Source organism: Streptomyces sp. NPDC002602, assembly GCF_042889445.1.
In the GTDB taxonomy this organism is placed as follows: Bacteria; Actinomycetota; Actinomycetes; order Streptomycetales; family Streptomycetaceae; genus Streptomyces.
Map to the genome: position 1 here is coordinate 221,223 of NZ_JBIAQX010000011.1, position 24,283 is coordinate 245,505.

Below are 24,283 nucleotides of genomic sequence, written 5' to 3' on the forward strand. Positions count from 1 at the left end.
CTGTCCGCCGGTTTCGACCTACCGGAGGATGCCTTCCATGAAGTCCGACCCGAGGCGCGCCACCGCCGTCACGTCCAACTGGTGCTGCGCGTAACGACCCTGACGCTGCGTGTGCAGCAGCCCGGCCTTCTTGAGCACCGACAGGTGGCGGGACACCTCGGGGGCGGATATGCCGTAGACCGTGGCCAACTCGCTGGTCGTGTACGGGCCGCGGGCCAGGCTTCGGCACAGCATCATCCGCATCGGGTGCGCCAGGGCCTCCATGCGCCGTCGGAGCAGCTCCACCGAACCGGGCGCGGAGGCCAACTCCGGTGATCCGAGCGGATAGTGGACCACCGGACGCCACCCCGGGGCGTGCAGGACCAGCAGGTGCGGCCAGCCGAAGTGGGTCGGTATGAAGACCAGCCCCCGACCCACCCGGGGATCGGTGGCGGTCGCCGAACCGTTGACCATCTTGTCGGCGGTGATGGTGGTCCCGGCCCGGTCCACGCTCAACGCCGACGACACCTCCCGCAGTGCGGCCGGCAGCCCCTTGTGGCGCAGCACCTCCGCCTTGTGCCGGGCGTCGGCGGCCTGCTGCGGGCCGATCCGCCGCCAGACCTCGCCGAAGAAGGCCTCGTGGCAGTCCTCCAACAACCGGCGCATCCACACCCGCACGCCGGCGGTGTCGTCCAACAGGCGGAGCGAGAACTGCAACTGGCGGGGGCCGCGCGCGGCGGCCGTGTCCAACGCCTTGGCGCGCGAGGCCGCGTCGTGGAGCGGGGAGGCCACCCCGCCCTCGTTGTAGAGGGCCAGCCAGCAGTGCTCCAGGGCGGCGATCACGAACCGCTCGTCGTCCAACCGGTCGAGTACGTCGAGTTCCTCGGCCAGCGTCCCGGCGGGCAGGCCCGAGCCGCCGGGCACCCCGGCGAAGGGCATGAAGACGTCCGAGAACGAACTCCGCCACATGAAGTCGGCCTCCAGCAGCCGATCGGCGAGGGAGGGGTCGAGCCCGGCCCGCGTGGCGTTCGCCCAGGACTGGAGCCCGGGGTGGTGGGCGGGCTGGGAGAGCGCGTGCAGGGCCATGCACAGCTCGGCGAGCGGGGAGGGCGCGAACGCGATCCGCTCCGCGGGGAGCCCGGCGATGTCGATGGTGACGCTCATCGCCCCATTCTGTCCGGCGCGGGTCGGGCGGGCGTTCGCCGGGGGGTGCCGAGCCGGTGACCGGGAAGCCGTCCCGCAAGCCGCCCACCAGGCGAAATGCGGTTCGATTGACGAGGACCGTCAATCGACGGGACGGGTGCGGCCGAGGGGGTGAGGGTGGATCCCATGAGCGCGATCGAGCAGTACCTCCTCGACACCTACCGGGCGTCCCAGCACGGGACGCCGATGCCGCCGCCGCCCGGCCGCGACGACGTGGCCGTCGTCCGGGAGGCCCGCGACCGGGCCCGCTTCCGCGCGGTCCTCGCCGGCCACCCCGCCCACCACCGGCTGACCTGGGCCGTGCGCCGGCTCTTCTCCCGGCCCCGATCCTGCTGACGGGGGCGGGGCCGGGGGCGGGGCAGGCCGGGGGCGGGGCCGCAGGCCGGGCAGGGGGTCGGGGGCCGGGCAGGGCCCGGCCCCGGGGGCGACGGGCGGGCTGCCCCACGGACCCCCCGGCCCCCCCCCCGGACCCCCACGGACCCGCGCCCGGTTCCGCCGCCCCGCCCGCCCCGCCCGTCCCGCCCGCTACAAACGGGCCACGAAGTCCGCCACCGCCGCCCTGACATCGGCCCCGGTCCACTCCAGACCCGGCTCCGTGACCTCCAGTTCCGTCATGGACAACCCCGGCGGTCCCTCCGCCGACCAGCGGCGGAACAGCACCGTCCCCGTCTCCTCCGCCTGCCGCAGGCCCGCCTCCGTCAGCCGCTCCGCCTCGTACGGCAGCCACACCTGGAACTGGTGCGTGTGCGGTTCCTCCGGATGCACCCGGAACCACGGCACCCCGGCCGCCGTGAAGCCCTCCCGCAGGGCCCCGGCGACCGTCCGCGCCCGCTCCACGTACGACGGCAGCCGCGGCAGCTCCCGCTCCAGCCCCGCCAGCGCGGACAGCGCCTGCGGGAACTGCCGGAAGATCTGGCCCCCGTACCGGTGCCGCCACACGCGTGCCTCCGCGACCAGCTCCGCGGAACCCGCCAGCGCGGCGCCGCTCAGCCCGCCCAGCGACTTGTAGAACGACACGTACACGGAGTCCGCGAGCCCCGCGATCTCCGACAACGGGCGCCCGAAGTGCGTCGTGGACTCCCACAGCCGCGCCCCGTCGAAGTGCACCACCGCGTCCCGCGCCCGGGCCGCGTCCACCAACGCCGTCAGCTCCTCCCACGTCGGCAGGAGGAACCCCGCGTCCCGCAGCGGCAACTCCAGCATCAGCGTGCCGAAGGGCTCGGCGACCTCCGCGACCTCCTGCGGCGTCGGCTGCCTCGGGTCCCGCGTCGGGTACACCGTCCGCAAGCCCGAGACCACCGACAGCGCCCCGCCCTCCCACAGCTCCGGATGCCCCATCGGGTGCAGCGCCACCACCGGGTTGCCGGTACGTCCCGCCCAGCACCGCAGCGCGATCTGCTGCGCCATCGTCCCCGACGGGAAGAACGCCGCGTCCGCCGTCCCCAGCAGGTCGGCGACCCGCTGCTCCAGCCTGGCCACCACCCCGTCGCCGTACACGTCGGCGGGCTCGTCCGGGTCGGCGGCCGCCGCCTGCGGCAGGGCCGCGAGCAGCTCGCCCACCGTCGGTTCCAGCAGGCTCCGCGATAGGGTCCGCCCCGCTCCGCGCCACGCCGCGACCAGCCGCTTCGTCCGGTCTTCATCAGCAGTCATGCCCCGATCATCGCCGACCGGCCGACACGCCCAGGGGCTAGCATGGCGGCGTATCGTCCGGTACCCCCCGCGGACTGGAACGGAAGGCTTTCCCCGCGTGAACGCACCCCTTCAGACGGAGCCCAGGGATCCGTCGGACCGTCCCGCACGGCTCACCGTCGGCGTCGTCGGAGCCGGCCGGGTCGGCCCCGCGCTGGCCCGCGCCCTCCAGCAGGCCGGACACCGCCCCGTCGCCGTCTCCGGCGTGTCCGAGGCCTCCCGCCGGCGGGCCGCCCGACTGCTGCCCGACGTGCCCGTCGTACCGCCCGCCGAGGTGCTGGAGCGGGCCGAGCTGGTCCTGCTCACCGTCCCCGACGACGCGCTGCCCTCCCTGGTCGAGGGCCTCGTCGAGACCGGTGCGATCCGCCCCGGCCGGCTCCTCGTCCACACCTCCGGGCGGTACGGGACCGCCGTGCTGGACCCCGCCCGCCGCGCCGGCGCCCTGCCGCTGGCCCTGCACCCCGTGATGACGTTCACCGGTACCGAGGTCGACGTGCAGCGCCTCGCCGGCTGCTCCTTCGGCGTCACCGCCCCCGACGAGCTGCGGCTCGCCGCCGAGGCCCTGGTCATCGAGATGGGCGGCGAACCCGAGTGGATCGCGGAGGAGAGCCGTCCGCTCTACCACGCGGCCCTCGCCCTCGGCGCGAACCACCTGGTCACCCTGGTCGCCCAGGCCATGGAACTGCTGCGCACGGCCGGCGTCGAACACCCCGACCGGATGCTCGGCCCGCTCCTCGGCGCCGCCCTCGACAACGCCCTGCGCTCCGGCGACGCGGCCCTCACGGGCCCCGTGGCCCGCGGCGACGCGGGCACCGTCGCCGCCCACGTCCTCGAACTGCGCAGGCACGCCCCCGCCGCCGTCGCCGGCTACCTGGCGATGGCCCGCACCACCGCCGACCGGGCCCTCGCGCACGGCCTGCTCAAGCCCGAACTCGCCGAGGACCTGCTGGGCGTCCTCGCCGACGGCGGCGCCGGCTTCGGCCCGGAGGGCGAACGCCGATGACCGGCCCCCTGCTCCTGAACACCGCCGGGGAACTGCACGGCCTCGCCCGCCCCGGCCGCCGCGCCGTCGTCATGACCATGGGCGCCCTGCACGACGGCCACGCCTCCCTGATCCGCACGGCCCGCGACCTCGCCGGCGCCGACGGCCAGGTCGTCGTCACCGTCTTCGTGAACCCGCTCCAGTTCGGGGCGAACGAGGACCTCGACCGCTACCCCCGCACCCTCGACGCCGACCTGCGCATCGCCGCCGACGCCGGCGCCGACGCGGTGTTCGCCCCGGCCGCGGACGAGGTCTACCCGGGCGGCGACCCCCAGGTCCGGATCACCGCCGGCCCCATGGGCGGCCGCCTCGAAGGCGCCACCCGCCCCGGCCACTTCGACGGCATGCTGACCGTCGTCGCGAAACTGCTCCACCTCACCCGCCCCGACCTGGCCCTCTTCGGCCAGAAGGACGCCCAGCAACTGGCCCTGATCCGGCGCATGGTGACCGACCTGAACTTCCCCGTCGAGGTGGTCGGCGTACCCACCGCCCGCGAGGACGACGGCCTCGCGCTGTCCTCCCGCAACCGCTACCTCTCCCCGGCCGAGCGCCGCACGGCCCTCGCCCTGTCCCGCGCTCTGTTCGCGGGCCGCGACCGCCTCGCCGCCCAGGCCGCGCTGCGCGCCCGCGCCGAGGCCTCCCCGGCGAGCGACGAACGCGCCACCGCCCTGGCCCGGCTCGGCGAGATCCGCGCCTCCGCCGACGCGCACGCCGTCTCCGCGGCCGGCTGCGGCCTGCCCGACGCCGTACGGTCCGCCGCCCGGCACGTCCTGGAGGACGCGGGCCGGCACGATCCGCCGCTGGCCCTCGACTACCTGGCGCTGGTCGACCCCCAGGACTTCACCGACATCGGCCCCGGGTTCACGGGACGGGCCGTGCTGGCCGTCGCCGCGAAGGTGGGCGCGACCCGGCTGATCGACAACATCCCATTGGAGTTCGGAGCACACTCGTGAGCACTGGCAGAAGTGCCGCCGGCACCGGCATACGGCTGCACGCCCCCGCCCCCGGCTGGTCCCTCGACGCGGACGTCGTCGTCGTCGGCTCGGGCGTGGCGGGCCTGACGGTGGCGCTGCGCTGCGCCGCCGCCGGCCGCCGCACGGTCGTGGTCACCAAGGCCCGGCTCGACGACGGATCCACCCGCTGGGCCCAGGGCGGCATCGCCGCCGCCCTCGGCGACGGGGACACCCCCGAGCAGCACCTGGACGACACGCTGGTGGCGGGCGCGGGCCTGTGTGACGAGGCCGCCGTCCGGCTGCTGGTCACCGAGGGGCCGGGCGCCGTACGTCGCCTCATCTCGACCGGCGCCGTCTTCGACACCTCGGCCGAGACCGGGGAGATAGAGCTGACGCGGGAGGGCGGCCACCACCGCCGCCGGATCGCGCACGCCGGCGGCGACGCCACCGGAGCCGAGATCTCCCGGGCCCTCGTCGAGGCCGTCCAGGACGCGGGCATCGAGACCGTCGAGAACGCGCTCGTACTGGACCTGCTCCAGGACGCCGAGGGCCGCACCGCCGGCGTCACCCTGCACGTCATGGGCGAGGGCCAGCACGACGGCGTGGGCGCCGTCCACGCCCCCGCCGTGATCCTCGCGACCGGCGGCATGGGGCAGGTCTTCTCGGCCACCACCAACCCGCCCGTCTCCACGGGCGACGGGGTGGCCCTCGCGCTGCGCGCCGGCGCCGAGGTCTCCGACCTCGAATTCGTCCAGTTCCACCCGACGGTGCTGTTCCTCGGCGCCGACGCCGAGGGCCAGCAGCCGCTGGTCTCCGAGGCCGTCCGCGGCGAGGGCGCCCACCTCGTCGACGCGGACGGCGTGCGCTTCATGGTCGGACAGCACGAACTGGCCGAGCTCGCCCCCCGCGACATCGTCGCCAAGGGCATCATGCGCCGCATGCAGGAACAGGGCACCCGGCACATGTACCTGGACGCCCGGCACTTCGGCGCCGAGATGTGGGAGCAGCGCTTCCCCACCATCCTCGCCGCCTGCCGCTCCCACGGCATCGACCCGGTCACCGAGCCCATCCCGGTCGCGCCCGCCGCCCACTACGCGTCGGGCGGCGTACGCACCGACCTGCACGGCCGCACCACGGTGCCCGGCCTGTACGCCTGCGGCGAGGTCGCCTGTACCGGCGTGCACGGCGCGAACCGGCTGGCGTCCAACTCCCTTCTGGAGGGCCTGGTCTTCGCCGAGCGGATCGCGGACGACATCGCCCGCCGGCCGCTCGCCGGCTACGGCCCCGGCATCCCCGTGCCTGCCACCGGCCCGCTCCAGCCCGCCGAGGCCCGGTACGAGATCCAGCGCATCATGACGGACGGCGCGGGCGTGCTGCGCTCCGCGGAGTCCCTGGCCACGGCCGCCGCCGCCCTCGAGGACCTGTACGCGGCGGCCCTGAACAACCTCGAAGCGCACGGCAAGACAGCCGAACCGGGCGTGGACACCTGGGAGGCCACGAACCTCCTGTGCGTGGCCCGGGTCCTGGTCGCCGCCGGCCGGCGCCGCGAGGAGACCCGCGGCTGCCACTGGCGCGAGGACCACCCCGACCGGGACGACGCCCACTGGCGCCGCCACCTGGTCGTGCGACTGTCCGCGACCGAGAAGCGGGCGCTGGTCGTCACCCCCACCGACTCGGCGGACTTCCCGCCCGTTTCCCACCCCCTCAGCCAGGAGCAGCAAGCGTGAGCACGCACCAGCACGAAGACACCGACCGCACCGCGCACGACGAACTGCCCCTCCTGGGGCAGGCCGAGGGCGGCTGCGGCGACGACTGCGCCTGCGGTGACGGCGAGGAGTCCGGCCTGGACCCGGCGCTCGCCGAGCTCCTCGCGGACGCCGGCCTGGACCCGATCGAGGTCGAGGACATCGCGCACATGGCGCTGTCCGAGGACCTCGACGGCGGGGTCGACGTCACCACCGTCGCCACCGTGCCCGAAGAGGCCGAGGCCGTCGCGGACTTCATCGCCCGCGAGGACGGCGTCGTGGCCGGCCTGCGGATCGCCGAGGCCGTGTTCTCGGTGGTCTGCACCGAGGCGTTCGAGGTCGAGCGGCACGCCGAGGACGGGGACACCGTCAAGGCGGGCGAAGTGCTGCTGTCCGTCCGCGCCCGTACCCGCGACCTGCTCACGGCCGAGCGCAGCGCCCTGAACATCCTGTGCCGGCTGTCGGGCATCGCGACCGCCACCCGCCGCTGGGCCGACGTCCTGGACGGCACGTCCGCGAAGGTCCGCGACACCCGCAAGACCACTCCGGGCCTGCGCGCGCTGGAGAAGTACGCGGTCCGCTGCGGCGGCGGCGTCAACCACCGCATGTCGCTGTCGGACGCGGCGCTGGTCAAGGACAACCACGTGGTCGCCGCGGGCGGCGTCGCCCAGGCGTTCACGGCCGTCCGCGAGGCCTTCCCCGACGTCCCGATCGAGGTCGAGGTCGACACCCTCGCGCAGATCGGCGAGGTCCTGGAGGCGGGCGCCGACCTGATCCTGCTGGACAACTTCACCGTCGGGCAGACCGCCGAGGCCGTCGCGCTGGTCGCCGGCCGCGCGGTCCTGGAGTCCTCCGGCCGGCTGACCCTGGACACCGCCCGCGCCTACGCCGAGACCGGCGTGGACTACCTCGCGGTCGGCGGGCTCACCCACTCCTCGCCGATCCTGGACATCGGCCTCGACCTCCGCGAGGCGGTGTAACCGATGCTCCTCACCATCGACGTGGGCAACACCCACACGGTGCTGGGCCTGTTCGACGGTGACGAGATCGTCGAGCACTGGCGCATCTCCACCGACCCGCGCAGGACGGCCGACGAGATGGCCGTCCTCATGCAGGGCCTGATGGGCATGCATCCGATGCTCGGCACCGAGCTGGGCGACGGCATCCACGGCATCGCGATCTGTGCGACGGTTCCCTCGGTGCTGCACGAGCTGCGCGAGGTCACCCGCCGCTACTACGGCGACGTGCCGGCCGTGCTGGTCGAGCCCGGCATCAAGACGGGCGTGCCGATCCTCATGGACAACCCGAAGGAGGTCGGCGCGGACCGCATCATCAACGCGGTCGCGGCCGTCGAGCTCTACGGCGGACCGGCCATCGTCGTCGACTTCGGCACGGCCACCACCTTCGACGCGGTGTCCGCGAAGGGCGAGTACGTCGGCGGGGTGATCTCCCCGGGCATCGAGATCTCGATGGAGGCCCTCGGCGTGCGCGGCGCCCAGCTCCGCAAGATCGAGCTGGCCCGGCCGCGCAACGTCATCGGCAAGTCCACGGTCGAGGCGATGCAGTCGGGCGTGGTCTACGGGTTCGCCGGCCAGGTCGACGGGATCGTGAACCGGATGGCCAAGGAGCTCGCCGGCCCCACCGGCGACCCGGACGACGTGCGCGTGATCGCCACCGGCGGTCTGGCGCCGATCGTCCTCGGCGAGGCCTCGGTGATCGACGACCACGAGCCCTGGCTGACGTTGATCGGACTGCGGCTGGTCTACGAGCGCAACGCGCCCAACTTCGAGTGACGCCGCGGCGCGACGAGGCGTGACACGGGGCCCCCACCCACCCGGCGGGGGCCTTCCTGTCGCCTCGCGCCGTCCCGCGTCGCGCCGGCGGTTCACCGGCCGTCAGGCTGACGCGTCGGGTTCGACCTGATGCCTTAGCTTTGTCGGCGTCGGACGCACGTGTTTGCGACGCTCCAGGATGGTCCAAATGCCCCGTGAATCACCGTACTTGCAGGTGGTCGACGCCCTTCGGGCCCGCATCGAGGCGGGCGAGTGGGAGGTCGGCGACAAGCTTCCCTCCCGGTCGCGGTTCGCCGCCGAGTACTCCGTCGGACAGAGCGTCACCCAACGCGCCCTGGAACGGCTGATCATCGAGGGACTCCTCGAAGGCCGCGCCGGTTCCGGGACGTTCGTGCGCACCCCGCGCCGGCGGATGCGCATGGTGCGCACCCGTCGCCGCGTGCCGAACTCCGGCAACGCCTTCCGCGCCGAGGCCCTCGAACACGGCTTCGCGGCCTCCTGGGACGCCCGGACCGTCGCCCACACCCCGGCCCCCGACCACATCGCGGCCCGCCTCGCCATCGCCCCCGGCGACCCGTGCGTGATGACCCGCTACGAGTTCATGGCCGACGGCAGCCCCGCCGAACTGTCCCAGTCGTGGGAGCCGATGGCCCTCACCGCCGACACCCCGGTCGTCCTGCCGGAGGACGGGGAGCTGCGCGGGGCCGGCGTGGTCGCGCGCATGCGGTCCATCGGCATCACGGTCGCCTCGGTGCTGGAGATACCGCGCCCGTCGCGCGCCAACCAGGCGCAGGCCAACCTGCTGGGCATCAGCGTCGGCTCGCTCATCACCGAGATCGAGCGCACGTACCTGGACTCGGACGGTCGCCCGGTGGAGACCGCCGACCTGGTCATCCCCGATTCCCGGTACGAGATCGCGTACGCGTTTCCGATCGAGTGAGCGGGAACTTCCACGGAAATGGCCGAAGTGTGCCCTCGCGGGGGTTACGGTCGGCCAAACGACAGGCACCGTGACCCCGTTTCCGTCGGAGGAGACACCATGACCACGACCGCTCGCCCCACCTGGCAGAAGTCGTCCCACTGCGACGACGGCGTCAACTGCGTGTACGTGTCCGCCGCGCCCGGCACCCTGGTCCGGGTGGCCGACCGCTCGGACCCCGCCCACCTCGTGTTGGCCACGACGCACGCCGCCTGGGCCGCGTTCCTGGACGCCGTCAAGGCGGACGGGTAGGCATGAACGGGACGATCCTGGCCGGTCGCTACGCGCTGGGCGACCGCATCGGCGCGGGCGGCATGGGGGAGGTGTGGCGGGCCCGGGACCTGGAATTGGGCCGGGCCGTCGCCGTGAAGGTCATCGCCCGGCCCGGTGACGACAAGCTCGCGTTACGGCTGCGCGCCGAGGCCAGGGCCGCCGCGGCGCTGTCGGACCCCCACGTGGTGTCCGTCCACGACGTCGGCGAGACCGTCGTCGACCACCGGACCGTGGTCTACCTGGTCATGGAACTGGTCGACGGGCACCCGCTCGGCACCACCACCACCGGCCGGGCCCCGATCGAGGACGTCGTGCGCTGGGGCACGCAGATATGCGAGGGGCTCCAGGCGGCCCACGGCGCGGGCGTCGTCCACCGTGACATCAAGCCCGGCAACGTGCTGCTCACCACCCGGGGCCGGATCAAGATCTGCGACTTCGGGATCGCCCGGCAGAGCGGCATGCAGGGACTGACCACGACCGGCCTGGCGATCGGCACGCCCGCCTACATGTCGCCGGAACAGGCGCGCGGCGACGCGGTGGACGGCCGCACCGACATCTACAGCCTGGGCTGCCTCCTGTACGAACTGCTCGCCGGTGAGCTGCCGTTCACCGGATCACCCTGGGAGGTCCTCGCCCAGCACGCGCAACGCGCACCCGACTCCCTGCGGGTCCGGCGCCCCGAGATCCCCGAGGCCCTGGACCTGCTGGTCCTCAGCCTGTTGAGCAAGGACGCCGCGGACCGCCCCGCCTCGGCGGCGCGGACCGCCGAACTGCTGCGGGCCGCCGTCGCCCCGCCGGTGTCCGGGCAGGGAGCCCGTGGCCCGCGGCCGCGCCCCCCGGTGACGACCCGTACCGCGGCGGAGGCCCCCGCGGTCGCCGCCCCGCCTAAGCCCGAACCGAAGCCCGAACCGCCTCCGAACGGCAGCCCCGATTCCGGGCGCGCGCCGGGCAGGCCGGTCGTGGTCTCCCCGGGGTCCGCCTGGGCGGGCGCACTCCTGCCCGGATTGGCGGCCGGCGGCCAGTTGTTCGGCTTCGGGGCCCTGTCCGGTTTCTGGGCCGTCGCCGCGGCCTTGGGCGTCACGCTCGTCGCCTGGTTCAACAAGGAGATCCAATTGGACGAGACGAGCGCGTTCACCGGCGTCAGCCTCCTCCTCGGGCCCGCGGCCGGCCTGGCGGTGCTGCTCACGTTGCTGTTCGCCACCCCGGTGGCCTGGTGGAAGGCGATCCTGGTCGGTCTCGTCACGGCGCCGGTGCTCTGGACCTGCGGCTACTGGCAGCACAAGGCGATTCACGCCGTCTCGCGCGCCAAGGAGGCCGCCTTCCTCGCCAACGACACGGGGCTGATCGCGGGAGTGGTCGCGGCCTGGATGACGGCCGCGCGGACACCGGTCCCGGCCCTGGGCGCGGTCGCGATCGGCGTCGGGGTCTGGATCGGGGCCGGACTGCTCATCGGGATGCTCCTGCCCCCGCTCGTCGCTGCGCCCGGCCGCCGCCAGGGAGCGGTGCCGGGCCGCTGAGCGGCACGCGACGGCCGGATCGGGCCCATCCGTCCCCGACGGCCGGGGGACAGCCCTCAGGGACCCGCGATGGCCCGCAGGGCGTCCAGGTGGCGCCGGTAGACGGTCCGGCCGCTCGGGGTCAGCGAGAGCCAGGTCCGCGGGCGGCGCGCCACCCGGCCCTTGGCGACGGCCACCAGGCCCGCCTCCTCCAGCGCCGCCACCTGCTTGGACAGCACCGAGTCGGACACCTCCACGAGGTCGCGCACGAAGCCGAACTCGGCCTTGTCCACCGCGGCGAGCGCCGCCACCACCGACAGTCGAACCGGCGCGTTCAACAGCGGCGCGAGCCCGTGCCGGGGGTGGGTGCCCTCCTTCTCCGTGCTCATGCGGCCCGCCTCTCGGTCACCGCGCCCACGACGGCCGGCAGCGCGCACGCCATCGCGGCCACGACCGTGAACGCCAGGTTGTCCCCGAAGACCTCGGTGCCCAGGATCACCGTCGCCGCGAACGCCAATGCCCAGGTCCCGACGACCAGTCCGTGCTTGAGGGGAAACCCGCGCCGCACCACCCGCTGCCGCGCCGCGTACACGCTCATCCCGCCCACGAGCAGCATGTTGGCCGCCGCGAAGGCGACGGCCTGGGCGGCCCCGTGCCAGAGCAGGGACACCGGTACGAGGACCAGCTGCCCCGCCCCGAAAGCCCACAGGTAGCGCGCGTACCAGCCACTGTTCAGCAGCGCCGCCCTCTCCATCCGCTTGGCCTCGGTGTAGTCGGTCATGGTGTCCCCCTCGTGGTCGGCGGAGCCCGACGGCCGCCACCTGCTTTCCAGAGTGACGCGTACTTTCCATATTGGCAAGGACCGATCCCGGCGCGCCCGCAGTCGCCCCAATTGAGAGGATTTAGTCCGATTAGCGCGTATCTTCGGCCCATGCCCACGCCCTACGGATCCCGCGGCGGCATGGCGTTCAGTGCTGCCGAGCTGCACGTGCTCAGGCGCTCGCTCGCCCACGCCCTTCAGTCCTCCACGGCCCCGCTCGCGGCCGTCGAGGTCCAGGCCTGCCTTCGCCTCGCGGCGTCGGTGGACGACGCGGTCGCCGAGGCGGAGAGGCTCAGAGACTTCCTCCTCGCCGACCTCGCCCGCTACAGAGGCGCCCTGCCCGGCAGCATCTCCGGCTACCTGGAGCTGCTGCAGGACGCCCTGGCCGCCGGCTACGAGCCGGTGCCCGACGACCTCGCGTCCCTGCGGGCCCTGCGCGCCAACCCGCTCGCCGCCGCCGTGCTGGAACGGGCCCAGGCGGTCGCGGAACGCTCCGTGCGCCGCCGGCTGCGGACGGCGCCCGCCCCCCGGACGCGCCTGCTGGCCCTCGCCGGCGGACGCGAGGACGAACGGGGCGGCGAACCGAAGCCCGCGCCGAAGCCCGCCCCCGAGGAGCAGCCGCGCCCCGAGCGGGAGCGGCCCATTCCGACCCCCGGGGAGGTCTTCCCGCCCCGCCGGAAGCCCGCCGCGCCGGGCCGGCCCCCGGCGGACGGCCGCGCCGCCGGGTAGCTAGGCTGGGGGCATGGACTACGTTTCCGCGCTCGTGCCCCCCATCGTGATGGCCGCGTTCTTCATCGCTCTCGTCGTGACGATCGTGAAGAGCCAGGGCGGTGCCAACAAGGCGAAGGAGGACGCGGCCGTGGACGCCGTGCTCGCCTCCGCCGAGGCCACCCGGCAGCCCGGGAAGTAACCCCGGGCGAAAGCCTCGGGGACGGGCGTACGGCCTGCGGGCCGTGCGCCCCATTTTGTTGCCCGGCGCCGGTTCGTCGCGCGTTGCCGGCCGAATGGTCGGGCAATTCCACACAACCCGCACTATCGTGCTGTTGTGCCTCGCCCCTTGGGAGAACTCGAAGACGCAGTGATGACACGGGTGTGGCAGTGGAACCGCCCGGTCACCGTTCGGGAAGTCCTGGAAGACCTCCAGCAGGAACGGTCCATCGCGTACACCACGGTCATGACCGTTATGGACAATCTCCATCAGAAGGGCTGGGTCCGCCGGGAAGCCGAAGGCCGCGCCTATCGATATACCGCGGTCTCCACCCGGCCCGCCTACTCGGCCGCACTGATGAACGAGGCATGGTCCACCAGTGACAACCCCGCGGCCGCTCTCGTCGCCTTCTTCGGCATGATGTCGGCGGAACAGCGCGAAGCCCTCCGCGACGCCGTACGCATCGTCGGTCACGACGGCGAGGCCACCGCCCCCGAAGCCCGGGAAGCCCCGGAAGAGCCGGAAGCCCCGGAACCCGGGGAAGAGTCGCAACCCGGGGAAGACCCGGAAGCCCCGGAAGACCCGCGACCCGAAGAGGACTCCGGCGAGCGCGGGACCGAGCAGGGGCGATAGCGTCCCCCGCATGGGAGAGTTTTCCGCCGCAGAAGCAAATACCGTGACGATCCGCCGCGCACGCACCCGCGATGTTCCCGCGCTGCGACGCCTGCTCGACCAGTACGTGCAGCAACGGATCCTGCTCGACAAAGCCCCCGTCGTCCTTTACGAGGACATCCAGGAGTTCTGGGTCGCCGAACGCGTCGGTGACGGTCAGGTGGTGGGCTGTGGCGCTCTGCACGTGATGTGGGAAGACCTCGCGGAAGTACGCACTCTCGCGGTGGATCGCGAGTTGAAGGGCGCCGGTGTCGGACATCGGGTACTGGCCAAGTTGTTGGAGACGGCTCGTCTGCTCGGCGTGAGCCGGGTTTTCTGCCTCACCTTCGAAGTGGACTTCTTCGCGAACCACGGCTTCGTCGAGATCGGCGAGACTCCGGTCGAGACCGATGTCTACATGGAGCTCCTGCGTTCCTATGACGAGGGCGTCGCCGAGTTCCTCGGTCTCGAACGGGTGAAGCCGAACACCTTGGGCAACAGTCGGATGCTTCTGCACCTCTGATCGATGGCGGATCGATCTCGGCCGCTTTTACGGGGCTCCACCCGCCTGTGGCCTATGTCCGAATCGCGTACGTTTCCCTCCCTGTTGACGTCCTGAACCTCTCGGCGGGGGTTTGTGTTTTCCAGGCAAAAGCGGTTTCCTTTCCGCGTACTGCATTTTCGATGAAAGGAAATCCGGTGGCACAGAAGGTTCAGGTCCTTCTTGTCGACGACCTCGACGGTGGCGAGGCGGACGAGACCGTGACGTTCGCTGTGGATGGCAAGACCTACGAGATCGACCTCACCGCCGCCAACGCTGAAAAGCTCCGCGGCCTGCTTGAGCCCTACACCAAGAGCGGCCGTCGCACCGGTGGCCGTGCCGCCGCGGGACGCGCCAAGGGCCGCGCCGCCGTTTCGGCGGGCAACCCGGACACCGCGGAAATCCGTGCGTGGGCGAAGGCGAAGGGTCTGACGGTCAACGACCGCGGCCGTGTCCCCGCCGACATTCGCGAGGCCTACGAGAACCGGGGCTGACCCACGGCGCCGACGGGCCTCGCGGGGGCCGTGCGTCGCCGCAGGCGTGCCCGGTGGCACTCCGTGGCCGCCGCGGCGACCAGACGTACGAGATCGGGTCCGGTGCTCCGTCGGCCGGCCCCGGCGCCCTGCCCGGTACCGGGCAGGGACGGCAGGAACGCCTCGCACCCCTGTTCGGGGGGCCGCAGCCACACGGCGGCCCCCCGAGGGCTTCCCTGTGGCCGCCCCGGCGGCACGGGGGCGGTGATACGGCCTCCCACACCCAGGGCGGTCAGATCCAGGGCCACCGGACCCCACTCCAGCCAGTCGAGCAGCCCGTCCAGCTCCTCGGCGCTGCCCGGGGCCACCAGGAAGCGCATCCGACGTCCCATGACGGCCACCGGCCCGGTGTCGACCCGACCGCGCAGCAGTCGGCCGCCCGCGTCGGCCGGCAGTTCCAGTACGTCGAACCGCGTCCCGGTGACCAACTGGGCGGGGGGTCCGCCCGCGAGGGTCCAGCCGAGCACCCGCCCGTACCAGGAGACGTACGCGTCCTCCTCGGACGGGGAGCGCGGGTGGGGGACGGTCTCGGCGTTGAGGGCCATGACCGGAGCAACTCCGGAAGCGCCCCGGGGTTACGCAGCGCGGCGAACACAATACGGAACGTAAACGTCCGTGGGGTGGAGTCCCACATTCGAAGACGGAACCGTGTTCGCCCGTAGCGGAGGGAACCGTCTCCGGCCGCATGGAGTGTCAGACCCCGCGGGTAAGACATTCCTAGTGGATCGGGGCGACACGCTGATTTGAAGGGTCTCCGACCGGCTTCCGTTCGCCATCGGCGTACACGTGTGACGGGTATCTGCCTGGCCTGCGGGAACATCGTCTCGCACCATCGGGTTGGAGCAGTTGTCGGCACTTACGGCCGGGTTTTCCCACGGACGTGAGGGTGAGCCGCGGACGGATGTCGGCAGTTGGAATGAGCTGTCCCGCCCCGCGGGACTAGCATGCGGAAGGACAGGGCGGGGACCGACCCCGAACTGCCCGACCGCTCTGAGGAGCGATAAACGATGTTCGAGAGGTTCACCGACCGCGCGCGGCGGGTTGTCGTCCTGGCTCAGGAAGAAGCCCGGATGCTCAACCACAACTACATCGGCACCGAGCACATCCTCCTGGGCTTGATCCACGAGGGTGAGGGTGTCGCCGCTAAGGCCCTGGAGAGCCTCGGGATTTCGCTCGAGGCTGTTCGCCAGCAGGTTGAGGAGATCATCGGGCAGGGGCAGCAGGCCCCGTCCGGCCACATCCCCTTCACCCCGCGGGCGAAGAAGGTCCTGGAGCTTTCGCTCCGAGAGGCCCTCCAGCTCGGCCACAACTACATCGGCACCGAGCACATCCTGCTCGGCCTGATCCGCGAGGGCGAGGGCGTCGCCGCCCAGGTCCTCGTGAAGCTGGGCGCCGATCTCAACAGGGTCCGGCAGCAGGTCATCCAGTTGCTCTCCGGCTACTCCGGAGGCGGCAAGGAGTCGGCCACGGCAGGCGGCCCGGCCGAGGGCACCCCCTCGACCTCGCTCGTCCTCGACCAGTTCGGACGCAACCTCACGCAGGCGGCTCGCGAATCCAAGCTCGACCCGGTCATCGGGCGCGAGAAGGAGATCGAGCGGGTCATGCAGGTGCTGTCCCGCCGGACCAAGAACAACCCGGTCCTCATCGGCGAGCCCGGCGTCGGCAAGACCGCCGTCGTCGAGGGCCTGGCCCAGGCGATCGTCAAGGGCGAGGTGCCCGAGACGCTCAAGGACAAGCACCTCTACACCCTCGACCTGGGTGCACTGGTCGCCGGTTCCCGTTACCGCGGTGACTTCGAGGAGCGCCTCAAGAAGGTGCTCAAGGAGATCCGCACCCGCGGCGACATCATCCTGTTCATCGACGAGCTCCACACCCTCGTGGGTGCGGGTGCCGCCGAGGGCGCGATCGACGCCGCCAGCATCCTGAAGCCCATGCTGGCCCGTGGTGAGCTGCAGACCATCGGTGCCACGACGCTGGACGAGTACCGCAAGCACCTCGAGAAGGACGCGGCGCTGGAGCGCCGTTTCCAGCCGATCCAGGTGGCGGAGCCTTCCCTCCCCCACACGATCGAGATCCTCAAGGGGCTGCGCGACCGCTACGAGGCCCACCACCGCGTCTCCATCACGGACGAGGCCCTCGTGCAGGCGGCCACCCTGGCCGACCGGTACATCTCGGACCGCTTCCTCCCGGACAAGGCGATCGACCTGATCGACGAGGCCGGCTCCCGGATGCGCATCCGTCGGATGACCGCGCCGCCGGACCTCCGCGAGTTCGACGAGAAGATCGCGAACGTGCGTCGCGACAAGGAGTCGGCCATCGACTCCCAGGACTTCGAGAAGGCGGCTTCCCTCCGTGATTCGGAGAAGCAGCTGCTGACCGCGAAGGCCAAGCGCGAGAAGGAATGGAAGGCCGGCGACATGGACGTCGTCGCCGAGGTCGACGGTGAGCTCATCGCCGAAGTCCTCGCGACCGCGACCGGCATTCCGGTGTTCAAGCTGACCGAGGAGGAGTCCTCGCGACTCCTGCGCATGGAGGACGAGCTCCACCGTCGCGTCATCGGTCAGAAGGACGCCATCAAGGCCCTCTCGCAGGCGATCCGACGGACCCGTGCGGGTCTGAAGGACCCGAAGCGTCCCGGTGGCTCGTTCATCTTCGCCGGCCCGTCCGGTGTCGGTAAGACCGAGCTCTCCAAGACGCTCGCCGAATTCCTCTTCGGTGACGAGGACGCGCTGATCTCCCTCGACATGTCGGAGTTCAGCGAGAAGCACACGGTTTCCCGTCTCTTCGGTTCGCCCCCCGGCTACGTGGGCTACGAAGAGGGCGGCCAGTTGACCGAGAAGGTCCGCCGGAAGCCGTTCTCCGTCGTCCTCTTCGACGAGGTCGAGAAGGCCCACCCGGATATCTTCAATTCCCTTCTCCAGATCCTGGAGGACGGTCGTCTGACCGACTCCCAGGGCCGGGTCGTGGACTTCAAGAACACGGTCATCATCATGACGACCAACCTGGGTACGCGGGACATCTCGAAGGGCTTCAACCTGGGCTTCGCGGCCCAGGGCGACACCAAGACCGGATACGACCGGATGAAGGCGAAGGTCAACGAAGAGCTGAAGCAGCACTTCCGGCCCGAGTTCCTCAACCGTGTCGACGACACGGTCGTCTTCCACCAGCTCACGCAGGAAGACATCATCCAGATCGTCGACCTGATGATCGCCAAGGTGGACGAGCGCCTCAAGGACCGCGACATGGGCATCGAGCTCAGCGGTGACGCGAAGCAGCTCCTGGCCAAGCGCGGCTACGACCCGATCATGGGTGCGCGCCCGCTGCGCCGGACGATCCAGCGCGAGATCGAGGACATGCTGTCGGAGAAGATCCTCTTCGGCGAGCTGCGTCCCGGTCACATCGTGGTCGTGGGTGTGGAGGGTGAGGGCGAGGCCGCCAAGTTCACCTTCCGAGGCGAGGAGAAGACTCCGATCTCGGACCTTCCCCCGATCGAGGCCACGGGCTCCGGCCCGGACCTTTCCAAGGGCGCCTGAGCCCTGACCGCTCGCTGTACGAAGGGGCGGCCCCGGAACCTAACGGTTCCGGGGCCGCCCCTTTCGCGTGTACGGGGCCCTGCGGGGGGCGGGGAGCGGCGGTCCGGGCCCCGTGGCGGTGCGGAGGGATTGCGGCCGGTCCTCTGCGGGCACGCGCGACCCCGGGGCGGCACGCGGGGCCCGTACCGCCCTCCCGGCCCGCCCCTCGGGCCCGTACCGCCCTCCCGGGCCCGTACCGGGGCTCCCCGGCCTGCGCGCTCCCACGGGTACCGCACGCGCGGGTCGGTCGGGTGGGCTCGCGCGCGTGCGCGGGGCAGGGGCGGAGGGTGCTTTCGGGTGGCCCCAGGGGCGTGACCTGGGTCTCGATGAGGGTGGGTGGAGGCTCCGTGCCCGGTGACAAGCCGCACAGGGCAAATCGGACCTACTAGGACCTTTCGTAGATCCAGTGTCCGATTTGCCCCCTCCCTTGGCCCAGTAATCGGCGGGTCAACAGTCCTCTCGACCCCCCTCGCACCTACGAGTCGACGTAGTAATGAGGACGTTTGAGGAAGCCGGGGGGCTCGGGTTACCAAGGTGGAGCAAGTTCGCCCGGCACCCGCTCAGCATCCGCTCAGCGTGCCGGGTCACTTATTGCCCTTGTTCCCGGCCCCGGAGGTCCACACATGTCCGCGAAGCGCGTCAGCACCCGTCGTACCCGTATCGCCCTCGCCGCCACCGGCCTCGGTGCCGCACTGGCCCTCGGTGCCGGAACGACCGCCGCTTTCGCCGGCGAGGCGCAGACCGCTCTCAACGGCACCCCCGGCCTCGTCGCCGCCCAGGCGAAGGCCCAGGCGGCCGCCGCCAAGCCGGCCGCCAAGCCGGCCGCCGCCGCGAAGTCGGCCGGTTCCTGGAAGAAGCCGGTCTCGGGCTACACCCTGTCCGCGACCTACGGCAAGGGCGGCAACATGTGGTCGCACAAGCACTCCGGTCAGGACTTCGCCGTTCCCGTCGGCACCAAGGTCCGTGCCGCGAGCTCCGGTGTGGTCGTCAAGGCCGGCCCCAACGGTGGTGGCGACGGTCCCGCGTACGGCAACGCCGTCGTGATCAAGCACGCGAACAACAAGTACTCCCAGTACGCGCACCTCTCGCGGATCCAGGTCAAGATCGGCCAGAAGGTCTCGGCCGCCCAGCAGATCGCCCTGTCCGGCAACACCGGCAACTCCAGCGGTCCGCACCTGCACTTCGAGATCCGCACCACCCCGAACTACGGCTCGGCCATCAACCCGGTGAGCTTCCTGCGTCAGGTCGGCGTCACCGTCTGACACGCCGACGACGCCGGGCGACCGGCGTCCGACCCCCCGCCGCACCGGGCGGCTCGCGACGGCTCAGAACAGCAGCCACGACCCGGTCGGCGTGACCATCGGGTCGAGCTTGCCCGGCTTGAGGGCGTCGATCCGCTCCTGCGGCAGCGCCGCGTCGTAGACCCGCAGGCTGTCCATGGCGCCCTGCCAGGGCGACACCCACTGATCCTGGTGGCGTGAACGGGCCAGTTGCATCGGGCCCGGGGCGGGGAAGATGTCCGCGGGAACCGGGGCCTCGCCCGTCCGCTTGCCGTTCACGTACAGGGCGATCACCTTCTTCTCCGCGTCGTAGGTGCCCGTCAGCTCCGAGAAGGTCTTCTCCATCTTCGGGCTCGTGCCCGTGACCGTCGTCGTGCTGGCGTTCGCGCCCGGCGTGCCGGTCTGCACCCGGAAGATCCAGGACGGCTTGCCGTTCACCTCGTCCAGACCCAGTTCGAACGAGAACGACTTCTCGTTGCCCTGGCTCACCGCGATCTGCTGCCCCTTGGGGGAGCGGTTCCAGAGCCGGGCCGAGACCGTGAAGCTCTTCGACGGGTCCACGACCCGCTGCTGGGACTCGGCGAACGAGTTCGCGTTGCCCTTCGTGCGGATCTCGTGCCGCTTGTCGATCGGGAAGACGCCGGCCTCGGGCCCCATCTTCAGGTTCGCCTTGCCGATCTGGTCCCGCACGGTCGTCGGGTCACCCGCGACCGTGGGCGTGAGATCGATCGGGTTCTTTACCCCGCCCTGCGAGGGCGCGGGCGTGTCCGAGGCGGCCGTCGTCGGCTTGTCGTCGCCCTTCCCGGTGCCCCCACCCAGCAGCAGGAACGTTCCTCCACCGGCGAGCAGCGCCAGCACGGTCACCGTGCCGACGACCACCCACACCCGCTTCCTGCGCCGCTCCGACGCCGAACGGTCGGCGAGCGCGTCCCAGTCCGGCTGGTCCGACCGCTGCCGGAACGGCTCGGGCTCCGCCACCGGACCCGGCATCGAACCGCCCTGCTGCCACGACGCGGGCGGTGCGTCGTAGGGGCCCGGCATCCCGGGATCCTGCCGGTACGGATTCGGCTGCTGCGGTGCGGGCTGCCGCGGGTAGCCGTAGCCGCCGTCCTGGTCCGAGCCCGGCGGGGGGCCGAAGCCACCCGACGCGGGCGGACCGGGCGGGAATCCGTAGCCACCGGACGCGGGCGCTCCCGGCGGGAACCCGTAGCCACCGCTCCCCGGGGCGGGCTGCTCGGGCTGCGGGTTGGTCGGGGGGTTCGTACCGTCGGTCATGCCACGGATGCTAGAACATCGGCCCCGCGGGGCGAACGGCCGAGGGTCCCGATACGGCGGCGATCGCCCGTCGGCGCCGCCGCGAGCCCTTCCCGCCCCGGGTCGCGGCGACGCCCGACTCAGCTCTGGGGCTTCAGGATCGGGAAGCTCCCCGTCGCCGTCGGCGCGTGCTCCGGCAGCCACAGCACCGCCACCGCCCCGGCGGCCGAACCCTCCCTGTCCGCGCCGCCCGGCGCGGCCACGTTACGGAACGTCAGCCGGGCGCCCAACACCCGCGCCTGGCCCTCCGCGATGGTCAGCCCCAGCCCGTGGCCCACCCCGGCCCGGTCCGTGGATCCGGTCCGGAAGCGGCTCGGCCCCTCGCGCAGCAGTGCCTCGGGGAAGCCCGGCCCGTGGTCCCGGACCCGTACGACCCGGCCCTCGACATCGACCTGGATCGGCTGTTGCCCGTACCGCGCGGCGTTCGCCAGCAGGTTGCCCAGGATGCGTTCCAGCCGGCGCGGGTCGGTGCTCACGATCTCGTCCGCGACGACCCGTACGGACGCGTCCGGCATCAGCGACGCCACCCGGCGGCTCACGAACTCGCCGAGCGCCACGTCCTGCAACTCGGCCCGCTCCGAGGCGCTGTCCAGCCGGGCCACCTCCAACACGTCCTCGACCAGCGCCCGCAGCGCCTGCGCCCGGTCGCGCACCAGCTCGGTCGGCCGCCCCGGGGGCAGCAGTTCCGCCGCCGTGAGCAGGCCCGTCACCGGGGTCCGCAGCTCGTGCGCGATGTCGGCGGTCACCCGCCGCTCGGCCTCCAGCCGCTGCTGGAGCGCGTCCGCCATGGCGTCCACGGCCCGCGCCAGGTCATCCGTCTCGTCGCGTACGACACCGCCCACCGCGTCGCGCACCCGGACCTCGGGATCGCCGTGCGCCACCCGCTGCGCCGCGGTGGCGGCCTTGCGCAACCGGCGCGAGATCTGCCCGCCGATGAGCACCCCGAGCGCGGAGCCGCCCACCACCACGGCGAGGGAGCCGACGATCAGGGCCTGGTCAAGGTCGCGCACCATGTTGGCGCTCTCCTTGAACGGCAGGTGCAGGGACAGCACCTGTCCGCTGCCGAGCGGTACGGCCGCCCACACCTGGGGAACCCCGCGCGCGTTCTCCTGGATGTAGGTGCCGCGCCGTCCGGTCTGGACCTTCTGCCTCAGTTCGATCGGCAGATCGGGGTCGTTGAGCTTGGCGCCCATGGCCGGCTTGCGACCGGCGTCCACGCTGCGGGCGATGAACTGGACCCGCTCCAGCTGCGACTCGCGGGCGCTTTCCAGCATCGACACGCGGGCGGCACTGTGCACCACCAGACTCAGCGCCAGCGCCGTCAGCGCGCCGACGGCGGCGATGGCGAGGGTGATCTTCCAGCGGATCCCGGTACGGAGTGTGAACCGCCTCATGCCTTCAGCTTGTATCCGAAGCCTCGGACCGTCTCGATCCGGTCCTGTCCGATCTTGGTGCGCAGCCGCTGGACGTGGACGTCCACGACCCGGGTGTCGCCGCCCCAGTCGTAGTCCCAGACCCGTTCCAGCAGCCGGTCGCGCGACAACACGGTGCCGGGTGCCGAGGAGAACTCCAACAGCAGCCGCATCTCGGTCGGCGTGAGGCCCACCGGGGCGCCCGCCTTGCGCACCTCCATGCCCTCGGTGTCGACCTCCAGGTCGCCGAAGGCCAGCACCCCGTGCTCGCCGTCGGCGGCGCCGTCGTCGGACGCGCCGTTCGGGCCGCCGGCGTGGCCGAAGCGGCGCAGCACGGCACGGATCCGGGCCACGAGGACCGACCCGTCGAAGGGCTTGGTGACGTAGTCGTCGGCGCCCGCTTCCAGGCCCAGGACGACGTCGATGGAGTCGGCGCGCGCCGACAGCATGATCACCGGCACGGTGGACTCGTCACGGATGCGCCGGCACAGGCTGACGCCGTCCATCCCGGGCACCATGACGTCGAGCAGCGCGATGTCGGGCCGGTCGGCCCGGAAGGACTCCAGGCCCGACAGCCCGTCGGGCATGGCGGTCACCACGAACCCGTCGCGCTCCAGCGCCAGGGTCGTGGCCTCGCGGATGACGTCGTCGTCCTCCACGAACAGCACATGGGTCTCGGCCATCCGGAGCCTCGCTTCAGTTCTTCTCTGAGATGGCCGGGGCGGGCTGGCCGCCGCCGTCGACCACGTTGCTGTAGTCCGTGTGCACACGGTCCTGCTCGGTGAACTTCTCGCCGCTCCAGCGGTAGGTGATCACGTCCTCGCCGGACGGGTACGAGAGCGTGTCGCTCTTCGCGTAGACCGGCTTCGTGACCACCAGGTCGCCCCGGTCGATCTCCGCGTAGACGGGCGGCTGTTCGTCCGCGAAGACGTTCCGGTACTTGCCGTCGTCCGCCCGGTACACGTACGAGCCGCGCCCCAGGGCGTCCGCGCAGGAGAGCACGTTGACGACGATGTCCACGGCCGGGCTCCCGGTGATCTTGCCGTAGCTCACGTCGACCGGGTACTCGCGGCCCGTGCAGGGCTTCAGGTCCCGCTTGATCTCGGGGCTGACCTTCGGGTCCGCCTTCAACAGCGCGACCGGATCCACCTTGGGCGGCTTGCCCGCGGAGGTGTCCGAGGTCGCCGGTGCGTGATCCCCGCCGGAAGGGGCCGGGCCGACCGGGGGGCCGGTCTTGGCCACGGATTCGGTGCGGGCCGGACCGCCGTCGCGCAGGCCCGTGCCACCGGTGGCACAACCGACCGCGAACAGCGCTGTGCCGGCGAGGACGACCGTCCCCGCCGACACCAACACCAGCGACTTCCTGCCGCTCAAGCCTGGGCCGTTCAGGCCGCGCACCGCTCCCGCCCCTCGTACCGGATGGTGTGGTCACCGCGTTCCAGCGCGCGCATGTCGAGGTCCCGGCTCTCCAGCTCCTGCCGGAGTCGGGCCAATGCGCGGTGCAGGGTGCTCTTCACGGTTCCCGCCGACATGCCGAGCGCCGCGGCCGTTTCCTCGGTGCTCATCTGCTCCCAGTGTCGCAGCACCACGACGCTTCGCTGCTTGGGCGCCAGAACCTTGAGGATGTCCATCAGCAGGGCGCGGTCGGCGCGCTGGTCGGAGCCGTCCTCGACGGAGGCGTCCGGGAGCTGCTCGGTGGGTACCTCGTCGAGCTTGCGGGCCCGCCACCACTCGGTACGCGTGTTGATCATGACGCGGCGGAGGTAGGCGTCGGCCAGGGACTTGTCGGCGATGCCGTCCCAGCGGCCGTAGGTGCGGACGAGGGCCGTCTGGAGGAGGTCCTGGGCGTCCGTGGGGTCCGGGACCAGGCGCCGGGCACTGCGCAGCAGCGCGTCCTGCCGGGTGCGTACGTACTCCTCGAATTCGAGTACCTCGCCGTGCGCCATCTCAGACCGCCTCCGTCCGTCCAAACCCCGCCACCGCTGTCTTACGGATTCGAAGGTACGGAGGGGTTGTCACGGCACTGTGCGGGTCAGCCTTCGGTGGACGCACGGACACCCGTAGATTGTGTAACAGCGTC

Annotated in this window: 26 protein-coding genes; 16 read left to right on the top strand and 10 right to left on the bottom strand. The window is 72.1% G+C overall.

Annotated features, from left to right (window positions below):
- Positions 1–18: 18 nt before the first annotated feature.
- The gene (locus tag ACFYW3_RS26455; RefSeq protein WP_351749366.1) at positions 19–1,143 is read right to left on the bottom strand and encodes a DUF5937 family protein; all 1,125 of its coding nucleotides are present in this window, start codon (positions 1,141–1,143) and stop codon (positions 19–21) included.
- Positions 1,144–1,308: 165 nt separating this feature from the next.
- On the opposite strand from ACFYW3_RS26455, the gene ACFYW3_RS26460 reads away from it, so the two are divergent.
- Positions 1,309–1,518, top strand: a complete 210-nt coding sequence (locus ACFYW3_RS26460; protein WP_351371825.1) for a hypothetical protein — start codon at positions 1,309–1,311, stop codon at positions 1,516–1,518.
- Positions 1,519–1,707: 189 nt separating this feature from the next.
- Here the strand turns inward: ACFYW3_RS26460 and ACFYW3_RS26465 are convergent, their stop codons facing one another.
- Positions 1,708–2,832: a threonine aldolase family protein gene (locus tag ACFYW3_RS26465; RefSeq protein ID WP_389387525.1), complete on the bottom strand. Its 1,125-nt coding sequence runs from the start codon at positions 2,830–2,832 to the stop codon at positions 1,708–1,710.
- 97 nt (positions 2,833–2,929) lie between these two features.
- Between ACFYW3_RS26465 and ACFYW3_RS26470 the strand changes: the two genes are divergently transcribed.
- From ACFYW3_RS26470 to ACFYW3_RS26505, 8 genes are all read left to right on the top strand, one after another.
- Complete coding sequence (locus ACFYW3_RS26470; RefSeq protein ID WP_351749362.1) at positions 2,930–3,874, top strand: DUF2520 domain-containing protein; 945 nt, start codon at positions 2,930–2,932, stop codon at positions 3,872–3,874.
- Complete coding sequence (panC, locus tag ACFYW3_RS26475) at positions 3,871–4,866, top strand: pantoate--beta-alanine ligase (protein ID WP_351749360.1); 996 nt, start codon at positions 3,871–3,873, stop codon at positions 4,864–4,866. Before ACFYW3_RS26470 ends, panC begins: the two co-directional genes overlap by 4 nt.
- Positions 4,863–6,593: an L-aspartate oxidase gene (locus ACFYW3_RS26480; protein WP_389387526.1), complete on the top strand. Its 1,731-nt coding sequence runs from the start codon at positions 4,863–4,865 to the stop codon at positions 6,591–6,593. Before panC ends, ACFYW3_RS26480 begins: the two co-directional genes overlap by 4 nt.
- Before the next feature lie 44 nt (positions 6,594–6,637).
- Entirely contained in the window at positions 6,638–7,591 is a 954-nt protein-coding gene (nadC, locus tag ACFYW3_RS26485) for a carboxylating nicotinate-nucleotide diphosphorylase (RefSeq protein WP_351749664.1), read from the top strand.
- A gap of 3 nt (positions 7,592–7,594) precedes the next feature.
- A complete protein-coding gene (locus ACFYW3_RS26490; protein WP_351749356.1) occupies positions 7,595–8,404 on the top strand; it encodes a type III pantothenate kinase in 810 nt (269 codons plus the stop codon).
- Positions 8,405–8,591: 187 nt separating this feature from the next.
- Complete coding sequence (locus ACFYW3_RS26495) at positions 8,592–9,344, top strand: GntR family transcriptional regulator (protein WP_351749354.1); 753 nt, start codon at positions 8,592–8,594, stop codon at positions 9,342–9,344.
- A gap of 99 nt (positions 9,345–9,443) precedes the next feature.
- Positions 9,444–9,635: a DUF397 domain-containing protein gene (locus tag ACFYW3_RS26500; RefSeq protein ID WP_351749352.1), complete on the top strand. Its 192-nt coding sequence runs from the start codon at positions 9,444–9,446 to the stop codon at positions 9,633–9,635.
- A gap of 2 nt (positions 9,636–9,637) precedes the next feature.
- On the top strand, positions 9,638–11,173 hold the full coding sequence (locus ACFYW3_RS26505; protein ID WP_389387527.1) for a protein kinase: 1,536 nt from the start codon (positions 9,638–9,640) through the stop codon (positions 11,171–11,173).
- A gap of 56 nt (positions 11,174–11,229) precedes the next feature.
- Here ACFYW3_RS26505 and ACFYW3_RS26510 read toward each other — a convergent pair whose 3' ends face one another.
- Positions 11,230–11,541 (bottom strand): transcriptional regulator, encoded by a 312-nt coding sequence (locus ACFYW3_RS26510; RefSeq protein WP_351749348.1) that lies wholly within the window; start codon positions 11,539–11,541, stop codon positions 11,230–11,232.
- Positions 11,538–11,933 (bottom strand): hypothetical protein, encoded by a 396-nt coding sequence (locus tag ACFYW3_RS26515; RefSeq protein ID WP_351749346.1) that lies wholly within the window; start codon positions 11,931–11,933, stop codon positions 11,538–11,540. The genes ACFYW3_RS26510 and ACFYW3_RS26515 overlap by 4 nt, the downstream gene beginning before the upstream one ends.
- Positions 11,934–12,083: 150 nt before the next feature.
- On the opposite strand from ACFYW3_RS26515, the gene ACFYW3_RS26520 reads away from it, so the two are divergent.
- From ACFYW3_RS26520 to ACFYW3_RS26540, 5 genes are all read left to right on the top strand, one after another.
- Positions 12,084–12,701: a hypothetical protein gene (locus ACFYW3_RS26520; RefSeq protein ID WP_351749344.1), complete on the top strand. Its 618-nt coding sequence runs from the start codon at positions 12,084–12,086 to the stop codon at positions 12,699–12,701.
- Between the two features lie 13 nt (positions 12,702–12,714).
- The gene (locus ACFYW3_RS26525) at positions 12,715–12,882 is read left to right on the top strand and encodes a hypothetical protein (RefSeq protein ID WP_266948012.1); all 168 of its coding nucleotides are present in this window, start codon (positions 12,715–12,717) and stop codon (positions 12,880–12,882) included.
- Positions 12,883–13,017: 135 nt separating this feature from the next.
- A complete protein-coding gene (locus ACFYW3_RS26530; protein WP_389387528.1) occupies positions 13,018–13,533 on the top strand; it encodes a BlaI/MecI/CopY family transcriptional regulator in 516 nt (171 codons plus the stop codon).
- A 10-nt stretch (positions 13,534–13,543) separates the two neighbouring features.
- Positions 13,544–14,074 (top strand): amino-acid N-acetyltransferase, encoded by a 531-nt coding sequence (locus ACFYW3_RS26535; protein ID WP_267801305.1) that lies wholly within the window; start codon positions 13,544–13,546, stop codon positions 14,072–14,074.
- Between the two features lie 176 nt (positions 14,075–14,250).
- The gene (locus ACFYW3_RS26540) at positions 14,251–14,586 is read left to right on the top strand and encodes an Lsr2 family protein (protein WP_053678395.1); all 336 of its coding nucleotides are present in this window, start codon (positions 14,251–14,253) and stop codon (positions 14,584–14,586) included.
- Here ACFYW3_RS26540 and ACFYW3_RS26545 read toward each other — a convergent pair.
- Positions 14,568–15,170 carry an SCO3374 family protein gene (locus tag ACFYW3_RS26545; protein ID WP_351749340.1) on the bottom strand — a complete coding sequence of 201 codons (603 nt, stop codon included), beginning with the start codon at positions 15,168–15,170 and terminating at the stop codon, positions 14,568–14,570. The genes ACFYW3_RS26540 and ACFYW3_RS26545 overlap by 19 nt on opposite strands.
- 462 nt (positions 15,171–15,632) lie before the next feature.
- Between ACFYW3_RS26545 and ACFYW3_RS26550 the strand changes: the two genes are divergently transcribed.
- Both ACFYW3_RS26550 and ACFYW3_RS26555 read left to right on the top strand, forming a co-directional pair.
- On the top strand, positions 15,633–18,158 hold the full coding sequence (locus tag ACFYW3_RS26550) for an ATP-dependent Clp protease ATP-binding subunit (protein WP_053678393.1): 2,526 nt from the start codon (positions 15,633–15,635) through the stop codon (positions 18,156–18,158).
- Positions 18,159–18,820: 662 nt separating this feature from the next.
- A complete protein-coding gene (locus tag ACFYW3_RS26555) occupies positions 18,821–19,459 on the top strand; it encodes a M23 family metallopeptidase (RefSeq protein ID WP_351762016.1) in 639 nt (212 codons plus the stop codon).
- A gap of 63 nt (positions 19,460–19,522) precedes the next feature.
- Here the strand turns inward: ACFYW3_RS26555 and ACFYW3_RS26560 are convergent, their stop codons facing one another.
- The 5 genes from ACFYW3_RS26560 to ACFYW3_RS26580 all read right to left on the bottom strand — a co-directional run bounded on the left by ACFYW3_RS26560 (position 19,523) and on the right by ACFYW3_RS26580 (position 24,149).
- Positions 19,523–20,752 carry a LamG-like jellyroll fold domain-containing protein gene (locus ACFYW3_RS26560; RefSeq protein WP_389387529.1) on the bottom strand — a complete coding sequence of 410 codons (1,230 nt, stop codon included), beginning with the start codon at positions 20,750–20,752 and terminating at the stop codon, positions 19,523–19,525.
- A gap of 119 nt (positions 20,753–20,871) precedes the next feature.
- Positions 20,872–22,185 (bottom strand): two-component system sensor histidine kinase CseC, encoded by a 1,314-nt coding sequence (gene cseC / locus ACFYW3_RS26565; protein ID WP_351762011.1) that lies wholly within the window; start codon positions 22,183–22,185, stop codon positions 20,872–20,874.
- Positions 22,182–22,886: a two-component system response regulator CseB gene (gene cseB / locus ACFYW3_RS26570; RefSeq protein WP_351762008.1), complete on the bottom strand. Its 705-nt coding sequence runs from the start codon at positions 22,884–22,886 to the stop codon at positions 22,182–22,184. Before cseB ends, cseC begins: the two co-directional genes overlap by 4 nt.
- Positions 22,887–22,899: 13 nt before the next feature.
- Positions 22,900–23,577: a hypothetical protein gene (locus ACFYW3_RS26575; RefSeq protein ID WP_389387530.1), complete on the bottom strand. Its 678-nt coding sequence runs from the start codon at positions 23,575–23,577 to the stop codon at positions 22,900–22,902.
- Positions 23,578–23,588: 11 nt separating this feature from the next.
- Positions 23,589–24,149, bottom strand: a complete 561-nt coding sequence (locus tag ACFYW3_RS26580; RefSeq protein WP_053678383.1) for a SigE family RNA polymerase sigma factor — start codon at positions 24,147–24,149, stop codon at positions 23,589–23,591.
- Between the last annotated feature and the right edge of the window lie 134 nt (positions 24,150–24,283).